Here is a 16,657-nt window from a genome sequence, read left to right as displayed (position 1 = left end):
AATGCCGGCCCGCTAAATCCGCCGGGGGAAGGCGGCCTTTAACGGGCCAGCATCAGGTAGATCAGCTGTTTAAACGTTTAATTCTATCATCCAGGTCAGGGTGAGTAGAGAATAAAGAGCGTTTGCCTTTATTATTGATTTTCAAGGTTGATATCGCTGTCTGCTCTTCGCCTTTCATGCGGGCGGAATAGGCTTTCAGCATCTGCAGGGCATGAGTCATTTTATCCCTGCCGGCAAGGTCTGCGCCGCCGCGGTCAGCGTGGTATTCACGGTGCCTTGAGTAGGCGAACACGACCAGGCTTCCAAGAATCGAGAATGCGATCTGGAAGATAATCACGGCGATAAAGTGGACAATCGGAGCCATCTCTTCCCTTACAAAACGTGATGCCACCCATGCAGCGATACGGGCCAGGAATACAACAAAAGTGTTCACTACACCCTGAAGGAGGGTCATGGTGACCATATCGCCATTGGCAATATGGGCAACCTCGTGGGCAATGACGCCTTCGATGGCATCGTCATCCATTTCCTGAAGCAGGCCAGTCGATACAGCAACTAATGAACGTTTTTTGGAAGGTCCGGTCGCAAATGCATTAACCTCAGGAGAATGATAAATTCCGACCTCCGGCATATGTGTGAGTCCTGCTGCCCTTGAGAGGCGGTGGACTTTTTCAACAATCTGCCTTTCAGAAGGAGATAAAGACCCTTCAGGCTTCAGCACCTGGACATTCATCATCCGCTTTGCCATCCAGCGTGACATTGCCAGGGAGATGAAAGATCCGGAAAAACCAATGACAGCACTGAATATCAGCAGGGAAGCAAAATCAATCCCGCCCTGTGCATTAATGTAATTTCCGCCGCCGATCAGTGAAAAAATAATCGAGATGGTCAACAGAACCAGCACATTGGTCAATAAAAAGTAAAATATCCTTTTACCCAATTATTCTCATCCTTTTTATATAAAATTTTAAGGTCATTTGAACTTGTAACTTGACCTTATTTTATATGAATATGCACAAATAAGCAAGTATAAAACATCCTCCCCAATAACTCCGTGCCTGGCACCGCAAAAAGACAAATACGCTCCTTTTGTCCACGGAGGGTGCCAGGCACGCGGAAGCACCGTTGACGGTGTCAGGGGAAAGATTTAGGATAGGGTTACAAAGTATCGGTCGGGAGTTGAGTGAGTATGGAGTTGTTTCAGTTGTCGAGGGCCAGGATGGCAGAGCTTTTGTTTGCGCTCAGGGGGGAAGGGGAGAAGATCCCGAAGGCTGTTTTGCAGGAAGCCTGGAAGTCGGGGCACTTGACCAATATATATGGAAAGAAGCTGGAGATTTTTATTGAGACGGATATGCCTGCAGTATTTGAAAAGATCATGAGGCAGACTCCCCCGGTTCCGGGCTTCAGCGTCAATGAAATTGTCTCGCTCGGAAATCAGATCGAGTATACAAATCTTTCCTCCACAGCAGTCCAGAACTGGGTGAAAAGAGAAATGCGCGAGCTGGTTGGGACGCCGCAGGCCGGGAAGAAGTATACCATTGACCAGGCGGCGATTCTTTTTATTGTGGAGGATCTGAAGTCGGCTTTGGATTTTGGCTCTATCCGTAAGATACTGACCCTTCTTTTTAATAATCCGGAAGATAGGACTGACGATGTGATTGACCCGATCATTTTCTACGCTGGATATGCCGGCATTTTTGAAAAGGTGCATCCGCAGAAGCTGGCTGAAGGCACCGCGCAATTTCAGGTAGAACAGGAGATCCGGAGAGAATCGGCTTCAATAGTGGAAGGATACACGAATTTGACCAGACCTCAAAGAGAGATTGTATCCAATGTGCTGACAACCGCCGCCCTCACTGTGCTGTCAGCCTACTATAAGACTCTGACAAGGAAATATGTGAGTGCGACCCTGTTTCTTAACGGGGAGTAGTGTGCCTCAGTGTTTTTCTGTAAGAGTTTGTCGAACGGGCGGCATTGATGTTTGGAAGGATAAAAATTAAAATTGAATAGATATCTTATCTATCCTATTTCAGTTTTAATGGAGGTTTAACGTGGCAGAACAAAAGAATGTAAATCTTGTAGTGGCCGGACTTCTGCTGGGCATCCTGATGGCAGCGATGGACAACACGATTGTTGCCACAGCGATGGGGACCATTGTGGCAGACCTGGGCGGATTCGAACAGTTTGTCTGGGTCACCTCAGCCTATATGGTCACCGTTATGGCGGGCATGCCGATTTTTGGGAAGCTTTCCGATATGTACGGCCGCAAACGCTTTTTTATTTTTGGACTAGCCGTATTCCTGATCGGCTCTGCCCTTTGCGGACTTGCCCAGTCGATGGTCCAGCTCAGCGTTTACCGGGCTATCCAGGGGGTTGGCGGAGGAGCCCTCATGCCGATAGCTTTTACAATTGTATTTGATATTTTCCCGCCTGAAAAAAGGGGGAAAATGACCGGCCTTCTCGGGGCTGTGTTCGGGACAGCCAGTGTCCTGGGCCCGCTGCTCGGAGCATTCATTACCGACTGGATCAGCTGGCATTGGGTTTTCTACATAAATGTACCGATCGGGATCGTTTCCGTCTTCCTGATCATCAAGTACTATCATGAATCCAATGACTATCAAAGGCAGAAAATTGATTGGGCCGGTGCTTTCACACTGGTGGCTGCAGTTGTCAGCCTTATGTTCGGCCTTGAGCTCGGCGGAAAGGAATTCGCCTGGGACTCTTTCCAGATTATCGGACTGTTCGCGGGATTTGTCCTCTTTTTCATTGCGTTCCTATGGGTGGAAACGCGGGCAGATGAACCGATCATTTCCTTCTGGATGTTCAAGCGCCGCCTTTTTGCTACTTCCCAGATCCTTGCATTCCTTTATGGCGGCACCTTTGTCGTCCTGGCTGTATACATCCCGATTTTTGTCCAGGCTGTCTATGGCGGGTCAGCTAAAAACGCCGGGCTGATCCTGACGCCGATGATGCTTGGTTCTGTAGCAGGAAGCGCCATCGGAGGGATTTTCCAGACAAAAACCAGCTATCGGAATCTGATGGTCATCTCGGTCATTTCCTTTTTTGCCGGCATGCTTCTCCTTGGCAATATGACACCGGATACAGCCAGATGGGCTTTGACTCTGTTTATGATCCTTACCGGATTTGGAGTAGGGTTTTCATTTTCGCTGCTTCCGACAGCATCCATCCACAATCTGGATCCGAGATACCGCGGTTCAGCCAACTCAACGAACTCATTCTTGCGTTCGCTTGGCATGACGCTTGGCATTACCATCTTCGGAATCGTCCAGCAGAATGTGTTTGCTGACAAACTGCAGAATGCTTTTAAAGGCATGCAGGCCGGCGGGGCAATGCCGATGGGCGACCCGCAGCAGCTGTTCGAACCGGCGGAGCGGGCGAAAATCCCGGCCCCGGTTCTTGATAAAATCATTGCAGGGATGTCAGACAGCATCACCATCATATTTATGCTGGCCCTCATCCCGATTGGCATTGCGGCAGTGACCATTCTCTTTATGGGGAAAGAACGCGTAGAAATCAACAAAAAAATAGAGAAGCCGCAGGAGTAGCGGCAGGTGGCCGGCAGGGGGGAATCCTGCCGGTTTTTATTGTGCCAGACACTATCACTCCACCTTAACACTCACCATATCAATCGCATGATACCCATACCCCTTCCTATTCCAAAATGGGGAAGCCGGCTGTACACGGCCATGTGTATCATACGCTCTGGACATAAGAGTATATTCTCCTTTACCGGCCTTCCAATCATACACCCAAGGCTGCCACTCATACCCGCTTGCTGCCGGGCTTTCAAGCCTTGCCTCCTTCCAGTTTTCACCTCCGTCAGTGCTTATCTCCACTTTTTCGATTTTCCCTTTACCGGTCCATGCGATGCCTTTGACAGGATGGCTCCCGGTTTGAAGAATCTGTCCGTCCAATGGATGGCGGATGGAACTGTTGACATGGAGCTTCGTTACTGGTGCTGCTCCTTCATCCTTTTCTTTATGAGGATAATAGACATAATCGATAGTCTGGAAAGGTCCTGTAAACGGGGCATCTGCAACAGTGATGCTCTTGAGCCATTTTACGGAAGCCATCGCATACCACTGGGGAACGATAAGTCTTAGTGGAAAGCCGTGCTTGAATGGGATCGGCTTTCCGTTGTATTCGTAGGCAACCAGTGTATCCGGATGCAGGGCTTTTTCCAGCGGAAGGCTTCTTGTAAACGAATATACCTCGTCAGAATCGGTTCTTTCTCCAAAGTCATAGCCCTCAAAGATGACTTCTGCCGCTCCATTTTGGATGCCTGCACCCTCGAGGAGGGAGGCAAGCGGAACGCCCTTCCAGCTCCCCTGGCTGACCGCGCCTTTTTCCCATTGCTCACCGAAGGTTTTGGGTTCAAAAAGGCTCCTCTTGTTCCCGGCGCATTCCAAAATGGCGGTCACGGTCCTCGATGGGAGATTCATCAATTCGGTCAGGGAATAGAGCCGGGGTAAGGAAACTGACCCATTGACAGGCAGCCAATAGGCAGATGCTGAAAGCGAAGGATAGGCAAAATGATTTCTCCGGTAAAAAAGCGAATTGCCGACTCTCCTGCCTGAAATGAACTCAATGGGCGATTCCTGATTCTCAGGCTGCAGGCTATGGGTGGTCAAATAGGGCCTTACAAAAGGTTTTTGCATAATACGGCCTCCTGAATCGGTAAATATCCATTTATATGATAGAAACAGGATGATCATGCCTTTCCTATATGTAAAAAATTCCGGCCCTTAATGGAGATAATTCCTGTCCTGTGCGGGTATATGACTAAAAGATATGATTCTTGCGAAAGAAAATGGCAGCAGGGAGGATAAACCATGAAATGGAAGGGAAGAAGAGCGAGCTCCAATGTTGAGGATAGAAGGGGAATGGGCGGCAAAACGCTCGTCGGGGGAGGCCTCGGAGGTATTGTCATTGTCCTGATTATTACACTATTGGGAGGCAATCCCGGCGAACTTCTTGGCGGTCTGGGGATGACCGGAGGGGAGCAGTCGCCTGCACCTTATGAAGAAACGGCCGAGGAAAGGGAACTGGCCGATTTTGTATCAGTCGTGCTGGCAGATACAGAGGAAGTCTGGAGTGAGATTTTCCAGGAGCAGGGGATGGAATACAGGGAGCCTACCCTTGTTCTGTATACCGGCAGCGTCCAGTCTGCCTGCGGAGCAGCAGGTGCATCGGTCGGCCCGTTCTATTGCCCTGGAGACCAAAAGCTTTATATTGATTTAAGTTTCTATAGGGAGCTGCGGGAAAAATTCCAGGCACCTGGCGATTTTGCCATGGCCTATGTCGTTGCCCATGAAGTCGGCCATCATGTCCAGACGCTCCTGGGCACTACGGATGAGATTATGCCTCTCCGCCAAAAGCTCAGCCAGGAAGAATTCAATAAATATCAGGTCAGGTTTGAGCTTCAGGCTGATTATTATGCCGGCGTTTGGGCGCATCATGCACAGGGAATGGGTTATCTAGAGCAAGGTGATCTGGAGGAAGCAATCCAGGCTGCCCATGCAGTCGGCGATGATACGATCCAGAAAAGGGCTCAGGGCTATGCAGTTCCGGAAAGCTTCACCCACGGCACCTCTGAACAAAGGAAGCGCTGGTTCAATAGGGGCTTCCAGAGTGGAACGATAGAGGGCGGCGATACGTTCAGCGCCCGTAACCTATAACTTACAAAGGAGTGGATGCATATGGCAACGCAGGTCAGATCATTTTTTCTCCAGGACAATGGTGATATCCCGAACAATCAGGAATTGCCTGTCATCATCTATGAAGGGATCTTCAGTGACAATGCCAATACGATAGAGGGAACATTCACCCGCCATAACTGGCTCGGCACATGGACAGGCGGAGTGTTCGACTACCATCACTATCACAGCAACTCTCACGAAGTCCTCGGTGTCCGTTCAGGCCGCGCTACTATTCTGTTAGGCGGGGACGGCGGAGAAAGAGTTGAAGTGAAAGCGGGGGATGTCGTTGTGCTGCCTGCAGGGACAGGACATAAAAACGTCGACAGCTCAGAAGACTTTGAGGTTGTTGGAGCCTACCCGGATGGAATGAGTCATGATTTGAAAAAGAAAGATCCGGGAGGACGCGCGCAGGCACTCTCAGATATCCGCAGTGTACCGGTGCCTGCAACAGACCCTGTCTATGGAGATACAGGCCCGCTGCTTGAAAAATGGGTGAAATAAACAAAAAAGCCTGGCACAAGATGAGTGCCAGGCTTTTGATTGCTTTAAAGAATTCCCCAAACGAACATATAATAAAACCCGAACACGGCGAAGATGAGCAGCAAAAGAGCTGAGAGGAGAACAATCATCCTTCTGGAAAACCTGAATGATTGGCTGTTGATTTCATGTCCTTTCCTGAAGTATCCGATTGTAGTCATGATGATCGTCAATATCCCCACAATAATGGAAGCAAGCCCGATGATCTGCGCCAGGGCGTCTCCTATCATCGAAGCAGCAGGAAGAGTGGAAAAGTGAAGATTTGTGATAAGGAAGCCGACTCCTATAATTGTGATGCTTGTCCTGACCCAGGCCAGATAGGTCCGCTCATTGCCCAAATGCTGCTGGATATACTTAGAATCCTTTGTAGGCTGCCCATTGTCCATCCTCAATCACCACACTATCAGTTTGTTGGATAAATGGTAGCATACACTGGGAAAATTGGCTAATCTGCAACCTGATGCAACTGGCTCCTTGCCCAAAGAGCAGGTAGAATAAAGGTAAACACTCAATCTGGAAGGGGTACCGTTAATATGCTGTCTGAAAAAGATAAGATGCTTGCAGGTGAGCTATATGATGCGGCAGATCCAATCCTTGTAAAAGAAAGGGCCAATGCACGCAGACTGACACGGCTGTTCAATCTGACAGAAGAAACTGAAGAGAAGAAACGGGCAGCGCTTTTAAAAGAGCTGTTGGGATCGACTGGGAAGAAGCTTTATATTGAACCAAGCTTCCGCTGTGACTATGGCTATAACATCAAGGTTGGTGAAAACTTTTATGCGAATTTTGACTGTGTCATCCTGGACGTGTGTGAAGTGAATATCGGCGATAACTGCTTTATGGCTCCAGGTGTACATATCTATACAGCAGGGCATCCGCTGCATCCGGAAGAGCGGAATGCCGGTCCGGAATTCGGGAAGCCCGTCACCATCGGAAATAGTGTCTGGATCGGGGGCAGGGCGGTTATTAATCCGGGCGTTAAAATCAGGAATAATGCAGTCATCGCCTCAGGTGCAGTTGTAACAAAGGATGTGCCTGATAATGCTGTAGTAGGCGGAAACCCGGCGAGAGTGATTAAGTTTATAGACGTCTAATCTTATTCATGATCAACTCTCAAAGATTCACTATAAAAAAAGCAGACTGGCCTATTGCCGGCTGGTCTGCTTCACATAACGCTCCCAATGATCCTCAATTTCCTTCTTATGCTTGTGGTCATGCTCAATCAATCCGGCAAAGTATTGGCCGATTGTCATGTCCCTCCCTGGGTACAGCTCCTGAAATCTTTCCGGCTCCAGTTTTTCCAAAAGTAAGAGAAGCTCTTCTCTTGCCTCAGCAAACTCACTGATCAGCATTTTTTTGCTGATGCCTGACCTCGCGTATTGTCCCGCTTCCATATTCATTGCATCTGCATCAATTTTTTCAGAAGGAATTTCCTCTTTACTCAGCAGGGCAGGCATACGCCGGCTGATGACAAATCGATCCCAGGTAATAAAGTGGGAAACCACATCGGCTGTTCCCCAGGAGCCTTCCCGGAAAGGGAGGAACCATAGTTCTTCATCCATTTGTGCCAGTGAGTTCACCCAGTTAATGAAACTTGATTTTTCTTCAATAATTTCTTCTTTTCTCATAAGCTGCCCCCTTGATAAGCCATCATTATCTCTCTTCTTTCTGAGCTGAATGGATTCCTGCTTTTAAAAAGAAATGGGATCTCTTCATTGAAGATCTGATTTTTATTTATTTTCGGATTCTGGTACTATAAGGATAGTAGATAAATTTGCAAAGATTGAAAATAATGCGCTGACTTTTCTTAATTGGGAGGTTTCTATGCAAAAAGTGAATGTCTGGTCCTTCATATTCTCCATTATTTGTATCGTGTTGTTTATGGCAGCGGCTTTCTCAGGACCGATCAATTATGCCATCATCGGCCTAGATCCGTTTGAATTATTACTCTACCTGACTTTGTCTGCCTTTATCTTAGCCCTTATAGGTTTTGGCGGGATTCTTAGCTGGAGGGGGCTGGCGAGGAGCATCGCCGCAACGGTTTTGACAGCAGGGCAATCCGTAATGTTAGTCTTGGTCGTTTTTTTCGGAAAGCTGTTAAGCTAGCGCAAACTTTAATGGCCGTAAGCAGAAGGAGTATTCGACTGCTCCTTCGGCTCCGATAAAGCAAGGAGCCGGAAGTAGGGCTGATCTGGGCTGAAACTTTAAGCGCCAATTGGTTACATACGTTTATACAAGACAGGAAAGGGTCGACCTGCGAACTGGTTAAGGAGCGGGATATAGGGCTGAATTGCCATTCGGAGAAAATAACAAAAGGATGATTGAAAGTATTCTATAGCTGCCATACTAAGAAGCGGGTAATTCATTGCCGGCTTTTTTAGTATCTCTAAATAATTTTGTGTTGGTTGGCGAATTCGTATATTTAGGAGATGAACGTCTTATGAAGATTAAAGCAGCTGTCACCCATGGCCAGGGAGAAAACTTCAAGATTGAAGAAGTAGAACTGGCTGAACCAAAGGCAAATGAAGTCCTGATTAAAATCATTGCTTCCGGCGTCTGCCATACAGATGCAGTGGCTCGTGATCTGGGCCTGACTCCTTATCCGGTTGTACTGGGCCATGAAGGCTCCGGGATTGTAGAAAAAGTAGGCGCCGGCGTAAAAACAATCGAGCCGGGAGACCATGTTGTGCTTTCTTTTGCCTCATGCGGGCATTGTGAAAACTGCCTGACAGGCCACCCGACAGTCTGCACCGAATTCAATGATCTTAACTTCGGCGGCAAAATGGAAGACGAAACCCATCGCCTGCATCAGCATGACCGCAGCCTTTCCACGTTCTTTGGGCAATCTTCTTTTGGTACATATGCAGTTGCCAATGAGCGAAATGTGGTTAAGGTCGACAAAGATGTTGATCTGGCCTTGCTTGGACCTTTAGGATGCGGCATCCAAACCGGAAGCGGAACAGTATTGAACCGCCTGAAGCCGGAATTTGGAACATCCATCGCTGTGTATGGAACAGGAGCAGTGGGCTTGAGCGGCATCATGGCGGCCAAAATAACCGGATGCAGACATATCATTGCCATTGATATACATGAAAGCCGCCTGGAAAAAGCAAAAGAGCTTGGTGCTACACACGTCATCAACAGCAAAAACGAAGATGTTGTTGAACGCATCAAAGAAATTACAAATGGCGGAGTGCATTACGGACTTGAAACCACCGGGGTTCCGGTTGTGGTGCGCCAGGGGCTACGGGCTCTCCGTCCGCTTGGGACGCTGGCAATCGTCGGTGTGACGCCGGAAATGGAAATCAATGTTCATGAAGAAATCATGGCAGAAGGCAAAACAATGGTCGGCGTCATCGAAGGAGATGCTGTGCCGCAATTATTCATCCCTCAATTGGTCGATTATTATAAAAATGGCCTGTTCCCATTTGATAAACTAGTGGAATTCTATGACTTCAGCGACATCAACCAGGCCTTTGAAGATTCTAAAAAAGGTCTTGCGATCAAGCCGATTGTCAAAATTGGATAATAGAGAATAAAACCTCGCCGCCTGCGGCGGGGGTTTATTTGTATACAAAGCAGCGGGGAGAGCTGGCGGGAATAATTTCATTGCTGACAACCAAACTAATAGCAGGATGGAATCACAATGAAAGGACATCACAGATGAAAAAACAACTAGCTGTTTTACTTAGCGTTCTTCTATCAGCCTCGGCATTGGCTGCCCCCGCCAGTGCAGCGAATAACCCCCGGAACATGTACGATGTAAAGCGGGGGGATACCTTGTGGAGAATATCGGAAACTTATAAGACAACAACCGAAGAATTAAAGAAAATCAACGGGCTGCAGACGTCCCTTCTTTTGCCGGGCCAGAAACTGCGGGTGCCCATCGTGTATGAGGTGAAATCCGGAGATACATTATGGAAGCTGTCACAAAGCTTCAGCTCTGATGCCGCGGCCATAAAGAAAGTGAACCGGCTTGCATCTGACTCGATTTATACGGGGCAGAAACTGAGAATACCGCCGAAGAAACTTCAAATGGAAGGGCAGTTTGTCCTGATGACAAGAGAAGAATTCCAGGACTGGATCTTTAATCAGAAATTCACAAGGAAGGTCGGCAAGGTCCAGCAGCATCATACATTTCAGCCTTCCTACGAGCAGTTCAACGGCAGCAATCATTTCTCCATGCTGAAAGGCATGAAACAGTATCATGTGACAGGAATGGGCTGGAGTGATATCAGCCAGCATCTGACCACTTTCCCGGATGGAAAAGTAGCTGTCGGGCGGTCCTTCAATACTGCACCTGAGGGGTCATTCGGACTGCAGAATAAAGCCGCCATGCATAGGATTGAGGCGGATAGCATAGCAATCGAAAACGTCGGCAATTTTGACAAAAACAAAATGACAGAAGAGCAAAAGGAGACCATCACTGCAGTCACTGCCCTCCTTATGCTGAAATATGGGCTCTCCCCATCAGTGAATACCATTACTTATCATCATTGGTGGGACATCAACACCGGTGAAAAAGTGCTGGACAAAAGCAGCGGACATGCAGTCAAAACATGTCCAGGGACAGAATTCTTCGGCGGGAATTCCACTGAGGATGCCAAGAAAAGCTTTTATCCGCTGGTAGAGAGGAAAATGAAGGAAATAGCAGCTTCTATTCGCTAGGTGGAAGGCCTGAACTTTTAAAAGAAATCATGCACTGGGGGACTGGGACATGGATAAGACGACCTTTCCCCGGGCATGGCCTTCAAAAGTTCCGACACCCCCGGATGCCCCGTATATCAGCACCTCCTGCCCCTTTTTAATATTTCCTTTATCACGCAGGCTTTGCAGAGCTGTAACGGCTGCCATCGGCACAGCGGCTGCTTCGGTGAAGGAAAGTCCTGCAGGCATCAAGGCTAATGAACTTTCCGGAACAGCTGCATATTCGGCAAAGCTGCCCCAGCCGCTCCCCGAAAGATCGCCGAACACTTTATCGCCAGGCTTGAACTGTTTAACATTTTTGCCTGCATCTTCTACCACCCCAGCTGTATCTCCGCCTGGTATGGGGTATTTCGGCCTGCGAAGCCCGAAGGCAAAACGGGCTAGAAACGGTTCTCCTTTTAATAAGACCAGATTTCCTAAGTTTATAGAAGCCGCATGTATTTTCACAAGAACCTGATCATCCTCAGGAACCGGTTTATCAATCTCCGTTAATTTAAGAACCTCTGGTGAGCCGTACTTTTCGCAAATGATAGCTTTCATATTCTCTGCCCCCTGCTGTTCTATTCCAGTTAAGAAAGAATATTCCTGTGACTCACCAATAAGACTATGGCTCTATGAAATAACAAAAAGCGGAAGGCCGGTCCGCTTGAGGACAAAGGCGGTAACTTTCGCGGCCAGCAAATATGAATAGAAACAAGTGAAATGAGATCGATGAGTTGAACCGGCCTTTTTATGCAGAAAAAAATCTCAGAAGCATCAGGGCTCAGGTTCCTTACTTTTCCTATTATTAGGAATACATTTTATTAATTTCCCCATACTAAGGCTTATCTATGATTATTGGAGGTTAAGCTAAGATGAACAGGGATGCAGTAAGAATCGACGCCATCATAAATGGGGAAAGAGTACCGACTGAGAAAAATTTTCCCCGTGAAAATCCTGCCCATCCGGAGGAAATCGCAGGCTATGCACCTGTAAATACAAAGGAAGAAGCAATCAAGGCCATTGATGCGGCTTACGATGCATTCAGCGGGTGGAAAGTAAGCAAGGTAGAAGACCGGGTGGAACGGATGGAGCGCGCTATCCAGAAAATTAAAGATGCCACCCCGGAAATTGCGGAGCTTTTGTCGCGGGAGCATGGCAAGGCACTGTGGGATTCAAAAGGGGAAATTGCCGTTTCCCTGATGTGGATGGAATTTGCCTGCCAAAATGTAAAAGAGGTAACAGAACCGCAGGTAAAGGAGCATGACAACGGAAGAACCCTTATTACTTATGATCCCATTGGGGTGGTATCAGCCATTACGCCGTGGAATTATCCGATATCGCTATCAACGATTAAAATAGCCCCTGCACTGCTGACAGGAAATACGATGGTGCTGAAGCCAAGCCCATTTGCGCCCCTTGCTGTCAGCCGGGTGGTGGAAATCATTGCTTCCGAATTCCCGCCGGGTGTCCTCAATCTGGTTCATGGGGAGGCAGATGTAGGGGTTGAGCTTACATCCAATCCGAAGGTAGCGAAAATCGCATTTACAGGCGGAACTAAAACAGCTAAGAGCATTATGAAGGCTGCCTCCGAAACGATCAAGAAAATGACGCTTGAGCTCGGCGGGAATGATGCTGCCATCGTACTGCCAAGTTTTGATGTAAACGATGAAAAAGCAATGCGCCGTATGGTTATCTCCAACTTCCTGACGTCAGGCCAGATCTGCATGATTGCCAAAAGAGTGTATGTACATCAATCGATTTATAAAGACTTCGTGGAAAAATACAGGGAAGCAGCGGACAATTGGATCAGGGTCGGCGATCCATTCAATCCGGAAGTAACCGTCGGGCCGGTCAATAACCCTGGACAGGTGAAGTATGTGAAAAGTCTGGTTGAAGATGCAAAAAGCAAAGGGGCAGAAGTCATCCAGCTCGGGAAGATCCTCGATCAGGACCTGATGGATAACGGTTACTTCCTGCAGCCAACATTAGTACTCGGTGCAGATCCGCATGATCCAATCGTAGTGGAAGAGCAATTCGGCCCGACTGTCCCGATCATTCCCTATGATGACGAAGAGCAGGTGATCCAACTTCATAATGAAAGCATTTATGGACTGACAAGCTCTGTTTGGGGAAACGAAGAAGATGCAATTAAGGTTGCACGCAGGATTGAGGCCGGCACCACAATGATCAATACCGCCGCTGTACAGGGACTTGATGTCCGCTTTCCTTTTGGAGGTGTAAAGCAGTCCGGGGTTGGACGCGAATACGGCAAAGAAGGGCTGAAATCCTATCTCGAAGTGCATGTCATCAATATCCCGAAGACATTGGAGCTGCCATATATCCCAGAATAAAGAATGAAAAAACGAAGGCTGCTTAAGAGGCAGCCTTTGTTTTTTTCTGAGTTTACAGAGTTGAAGTAGTTAATGTATAATTATGGGAATTTATAATAGATTATGCTTGCCGACTGGTAAAACCTTGGAAAGGCGGTGTGAAGTTTCTTTGATCCGTGAAGCCGAAGCAGCCGATCAGAAGCAAATATCCGAACTTTATGGAATGCTGGTTCCTCATAGCAGGAAAAGGAATGTTTTAGGAGAACAAATTAAGACAATTAAAACTGACCCCAATAATTTTTTGCTTGTCTACGATGAAGAAGGAATCCTTCTCGGAACGCTGACACTCAATATATGTCTGCAGGCCTTGCATGGCTTAAGGCCTTATGGCGTAATTGAGAACATTGTGGTTCATGAACATCATCGCGGCCGCGGGATTGGGCAGAAGCTACTGCAATATGCAGAGAATTACTGCAGAACGCTGGATTGCCATAGGATCATGCTGTTAAGCAGCTCGAAGCGGCAAATGGCCCATCAGTTTTTTGAACATGAGGGATTTGACGGGGCAGTGAGCAAGGGATTCAAGAAGTACTTATAGAAGTAAGATATCAACCTGGCTATGTGGGAGGGTTTCGATGAAGAAGTACTTCCTCGCGGCTGTAATTGCCATACTGGGTATTGCGTTTTGGTATTATTCTCCGAAAAACATTCATAGGGATCTGAGCGGATTGATTTACCAGTTGGGAGAAGCTGAGAATGGAAAGAAAGTTAATATTAAAATAGACGGGCAGCAGCGCTTTACAATGACTGGGGATAGAATCTTTGAAGGAACGATTGAGATTGAGGGGCAAAGCATTTCTGTGCCGCCCGAGGACAGGAAAATGGAGCTGAAATTTGATCAAAACAATTCTGCACACGTATCCTATGTCCACTTCCCTCACAAGAATGGCATTTCAAATACTGAAATCATTCCTTTTGGCCAGATTCATGCTGCCAAGTCCTTTAGCCGGCTTACAATTCAAAAATTCAATAAGGACGGTGTTTGGACTGGTTCTGAAGGAATGATGATTGCAGCTCCGGCAGACAATTGGAAGGAAGCCATCAGGCTGTCTGATGACCTAATTGAAGAATATCAGCTGAACGGGAATGTTTTTATGGAGGCAAAGACAGAATAAATGGGCTGAAAGATCCTCTGTACTTTTTAGAAAGGGTGAAGGCTATGAATGAGAAAAAGCGGGAAACCTGGAAGCTTTGGGATGCCATGTTCACCTCTGGTATTTTATCTCTTCTTAAGGACGGGGAAGAAGCTCAAACAGACGATAAAAAGTTCAGGCAATTAGTATGGCAGCTGTTGTTTGGGGTTATTTTTACGTTCTTATTGTTTATTATTCTGGCTATCTTTTTCTATTAGAGAGAGCCTTTCGGCTGAGGGTCAGCAGATAGAGCGATTATTTATGTAAAAATTACAGCGTCCGAAGGAGTGTCAAATATGACAGCAAACAAAGTAAATCATGCTAAAATTTCTTCCAGATTAATAGAGCAAAAAGAAACGGCTGATAGCCTGGCGATTATTTTGCCGGGGGCAGGGTATACGGCACAGGCTCCGCTGCTTCATTTTTGTACAGGGTTATTTTACTCCAAGGGCTTCGATGTTCTTCATCTCAACTACACATTTAATCGTGAAGAGCAGATGGCCTTATCTGGAGAAGACCTGGCTGAAGCGATTCGGCCTGCGATTGAAGATGCACTGAAAAATAAAGGGTATGACCATTTTTATATCGCTGCTAAATCGATAGGAACCATGGCACTGCCTTATCTATTGAAGGATCAAAGCTTTCTGGATGCGAAAGCAGTATGGCTGACCCCTTTGCTTCAAAAAGAGTTTGTATTGACTAGCATGGCGGCGGGCAGCCATAAAGGGCTCTGTATCATTGGGGATCAGGATCCTTTTTTCACTTGGGAACGGATTGAAAGGATTAAAGGGAATCCCAATCTTTCTATTAAAGTAGTGGAGGGAGGCGATCACAGCCTGGAACTTAGCGGTGATCCCATCCAATCTATCGATCTGTTAAAGAACATCATTTCTGATATTCAGCACTTCCAGTCTTTCTAAAGGAGTTCCTATGAATTATATTCAATCTTTGCGGAAATATATCGGTACAAAGCCGATCATAGCTCCCGGTTCAGCAATCATCGTTTTTAATGGCAAGGGAGAGCTGCTGCTTCAACTACGGTCAGATACACTGGATTGGGGGATTCCAGGTGGCGGGATGGAATTGGGCGATTCTTTTGAAGAGACGGCACGGAAAGAGCTTTTCGAGGAAACGGGCTTAACGGCCCAATCTTTGGAGCTGCTGACGCTCGTCTCAGGGAAAGAGTTTTATTATCAATTTCCCCATGGAGATGAAATTTATAATGCGACCGCAGTTTATAAAGCGGTTAGCATTGAGGGCAGCCTTAAAAAAGACGGAGAAAGCCTGGAGCTGGCCTACTTTCCCCTGCACTCCCTTCCATCACTGAATAGTACAGCCCGGAAAATGCTTGAAAAGACAGGATATATCTAAAAAGTATCCATTCATGTGAAAAGAGCCTCTGCGGTTCTTTTTTTATTTTGAAAAGAATGTAAAACATGTTTGACATGTAAAATGCTGTCATGTTAATCTGTAAATGTAAAACATGTTTGACAAAATTACAGCAGAGTGGTGTGAATGGAAAATCAAATCAAAGAAGTGAGAAAAAGCAGCGGCCTTTCCCAGGAAGAGCTGGCCAAAGCATGCGGCGTTTCGCGCCAGACGATTAATGCAATCGAGAACAACAAATATGATCCCAGCCTAGCACTCGCCTTTCAGCTGGCAGAGTCCCTTGGCATGACAGTGGATCAGCTATTCCAATTTAGGAGCAGGGGGAATGAGAGATGAAAGGAAAAGAAATCGCAGTGCTCGTGTTTCTGATTGCAGCAACCATCTATTTTGGGGGAACGTTCATCAGTTATATCAGAATCGATGATGCCTCCATAGGGGCAACTGAGCTCTTCGTAATCATCGCCCTGCTGACCGGCTGGGTTCAGTTCATTACGTGGGGGACGAGGAAGGAAGTCCAAAAAGATGAAATGGGCAGGCAGATCATCAAAAACAGCGCCAGAATCAGCTATTATGTTGTATTGGCAGCCCTTTTGCTGTTATGGATTGCCGACGTCTTCCTTGTTGCCAATGGGGAGAACTACACACTGTTCATCGCTTTGTGCATCGCCTATATAACGTATCCGGTCATCCAATATGTACTTGTTAAGAGATATGCGGATTAATATCATCCCAAAGCCACAGTGCCTGCTGTGGTTTTTATTTTTGAGCAAAAACATTGCTGTTCTGTAATTGATTTTAT

At 47.1% G+C, this 16,657-nt stretch carries 20 protein-coding genes and 1 pseudogene; 16 read left to right on the top strand and 5 right to left on the bottom strand.

All coding sequences use genetic code 11. The features are described 5' to 3' along the window. Positions 1-61 precede the first annotated feature (61 nt). Positions 62-940, bottom strand: coding sequence for a protease HtpX (htpX, locus tag FZD51_RS17895; RefSeq protein WP_148976018.1), 879 nt, complete (start codon positions 938-940; stop codon positions 62-64). Between the two features lie 249 nt (positions 941-1,189). On the opposite strand from htpX, the gene FZD51_RS17890 reads away from it, so the two are divergent. Both FZD51_RS17890 and FZD51_RS17885 read left to right on the top strand, forming a co-directional pair. Next, positions 1,190-1,930, top strand: coding sequence for a DUF1836 domain-containing protein (locus tag FZD51_RS17890; protein WP_148976017.1), 741 nt, complete (start codon positions 1,190-1,192; stop codon positions 1,928-1,930). 178 nt (positions 1,931-2,108) lie between these two features. Then, complete coding sequence (locus FZD51_RS17885; protein WP_262380986.1) at positions 2,109-3,566, top strand: MDR family MFS transporter; 1,458 nt, start codon at positions 2,109-2,111, stop codon at positions 3,564-3,566. A gap of 54 nt (positions 3,567-3,620) precedes the next feature. On the opposite strand, the gene FZD51_RS17880 is transcribed toward FZD51_RS17885, so the two are convergent. Next, positions 3,621-4,679: a sulfite oxidase gene (locus tag FZD51_RS17880; RefSeq protein WP_148976015.1), complete on the bottom strand. Its 1,059-nt coding sequence runs from the start codon at positions 4,677-4,679 to the stop codon at positions 3,621-3,623. Between the two features lie 174 nt (positions 4,680-4,853). On the opposite strand from FZD51_RS17880, the gene ypfJ reads away from it, so the two are divergent. Both ypfJ and FZD51_RS17870 read left to right on the top strand, forming a co-directional pair. After that, a complete protein-coding gene (gene ypfJ / locus FZD51_RS17875) occupies positions 4,854-5,699 on the top strand; it encodes a KPN_02809 family neutral zinc metallopeptidase (protein WP_148976014.1) in 846 nt (281 codons plus the stop codon). 21 nt (positions 5,700-5,720) lie between these two features. After that, entirely contained in the window at positions 5,721-6,221 is a 501-nt protein-coding gene (locus tag FZD51_RS17870; protein WP_148976013.1) for a cupin domain-containing protein, read from the top strand. A 44-nt stretch (positions 6,222-6,265) separates the two neighbouring features. Here FZD51_RS17870 and FZD51_RS17865 read toward each other — a convergent pair whose 3' ends face one another. Then, entirely contained in the window at positions 6,266-6,643 is a 378-nt protein-coding gene (locus FZD51_RS17865) for a YidH family protein (protein WP_148976012.1), read from the bottom strand. A 147-nt stretch (positions 6,644-6,790) separates the two neighbouring features. Between FZD51_RS17865 and FZD51_RS17860 the strand changes: the two genes are divergently transcribed. Further along, the gene (locus FZD51_RS17860; protein ID WP_148976011.1) at positions 6,791-7,351 is read left to right on the top strand and encodes a sugar O-acetyltransferase; all 561 of its coding nucleotides are present in this window, start codon (positions 6,791-6,793) and stop codon (positions 7,349-7,351) included. Positions 7,352-7,402: 51 nt separating this feature from the next. Here FZD51_RS17860 and FZD51_RS17855 read toward each other — a convergent pair whose 3' ends face one another. Next, positions 7,403-7,885, bottom strand: a complete 483-nt coding sequence (locus tag FZD51_RS17855; protein WP_148976010.1) for a DinB family protein — start codon at positions 7,883-7,885, stop codon at positions 7,403-7,405. A gap of 196 nt (positions 7,886-8,081) precedes the next feature. On the opposite strand from FZD51_RS17855, the gene FZD51_RS17850 reads away from it, so the two are divergent. The 3 genes from FZD51_RS17850 (at position 8,082) to FZD51_RS17840 (ending at position 10,925) form a co-directional block, all read left to right on the top strand. Next, positions 8,082-8,363 (top strand): hypothetical protein, encoded by a 282-nt coding sequence (locus FZD51_RS17850; protein WP_148976009.1) that lies wholly within the window; start codon positions 8,082-8,084, stop codon positions 8,361-8,363. A gap of 334 nt (positions 8,364-8,697) precedes the next feature. Next, on the top strand, positions 8,698-9,786 hold the full coding sequence (locus tag FZD51_RS17845; RefSeq protein WP_148976008.1) for an NAD(P)-dependent alcohol dehydrogenase: 1,089 nt from the start codon (positions 8,698-8,700) through the stop codon (positions 9,784-9,786). 224 nt (positions 9,787-10,010) lie between these two features. Next, positions 10,011-10,925: a peptidoglycan recognition protein family protein gene (locus FZD51_RS17840; protein WP_148976117.1), complete on the top strand. Its 915-nt coding sequence runs from the start codon at positions 10,011-10,013 to the stop codon at positions 10,923-10,925. A gap of 84 nt (positions 10,926-11,009) precedes the next feature. Here the strand turns inward: FZD51_RS17840 and FZD51_RS17835 are convergent. Beyond that, positions 11,010-11,504, bottom strand: a pseudogene (locus tag FZD51_RS17835) (NAD(P)-dependent alcohol dehydrogenase); the annotation flags it as partial. A gap of 314 nt (positions 11,505-11,818) precedes the next feature. On the opposite strand from FZD51_RS17835, the gene FZD51_RS17830 reads away from it, so the two are divergent. The 8 genes from FZD51_RS17830 to FZD51_RS17795 all read left to right on the top strand — a co-directional run bounded on the left by FZD51_RS17830 (position 11,819) and on the right by FZD51_RS17795 (position 16,580). Then, complete coding sequence (locus FZD51_RS17830) at positions 11,819-13,297, top strand: aldehyde dehydrogenase family protein (protein ID WP_148976007.1); 1,479 nt, start codon at positions 11,819-11,821, stop codon at positions 13,295-13,297. A gap of 148 nt (positions 13,298-13,445) precedes the next feature. After that, complete coding sequence (locus tag FZD51_RS17825; protein WP_187445811.1) at positions 13,446-13,874, top strand: GNAT family N-acetyltransferase; 429 nt, start codon at positions 13,446-13,448, stop codon at positions 13,872-13,874. A 37-nt stretch (positions 13,875-13,911) separates the two neighbouring features. Next, on the top strand, positions 13,912-14,451 hold the full coding sequence (locus tag FZD51_RS17820) for a hypothetical protein (RefSeq protein WP_148976005.1): 540 nt from the start codon (positions 13,912-13,914) through the stop codon (positions 14,449-14,451). Between the two features lie 44 nt (positions 14,452-14,495). Next, the gene (locus FZD51_RS17815; protein ID WP_009792424.1) at positions 14,496-14,687 is read left to right on the top strand and encodes a hypothetical protein; all 192 of its coding nucleotides are present in this window, start codon (positions 14,496-14,498) and stop codon (positions 14,685-14,687) included. Positions 14,688-14,765: 78 nt separating this feature from the next. After that, positions 14,766-15,389: an alpha/beta family hydrolase gene (locus FZD51_RS17810; RefSeq protein ID WP_148976004.1), complete on the top strand. Its 624-nt coding sequence runs from the start codon at positions 14,766-14,768 to the stop codon at positions 15,387-15,389. A 10-nt stretch (positions 15,390-15,399) separates the two neighbouring features. Beyond that, entirely contained in the window at positions 15,400-15,840 is a 441-nt protein-coding gene (locus FZD51_RS17805) for an NUDIX hydrolase (protein ID WP_148976003.1), read from the top strand. Between the two features lie 144 nt (positions 15,841-15,984). Beyond that, positions 15,985-16,194, top strand: coding sequence for a helix-turn-helix transcriptional regulator (locus FZD51_RS17800; protein ID WP_148976002.1), 210 nt, complete (start codon positions 15,985-15,987; stop codon positions 16,192-16,194). Beyond that, on the top strand, positions 16,191-16,580 hold the full coding sequence (locus FZD51_RS17795; RefSeq protein ID WP_148976001.1) for a hypothetical protein: 390 nt from the start codon (positions 16,191-16,193) through the stop codon (positions 16,578-16,580). The genes FZD51_RS17800 and FZD51_RS17795 overlap by 4 nt, the downstream gene beginning before the upstream one ends. Positions 16,581-16,657 lie beyond the last annotated feature (77 nt).

This window comes from Bacillus infantis, assembly GCF_008180445.1.
GTDB lineage: Bacteria > Bacillota > Bacilli > Bacillales > Cytobacillaceae > Bacillus_AB > Bacillus_AB infantis_B.
The sequence above is the reverse complement of the archived record's forward strand: the minus strand, read 5'-3'. Positions and strand labels throughout refer to the sequence as shown.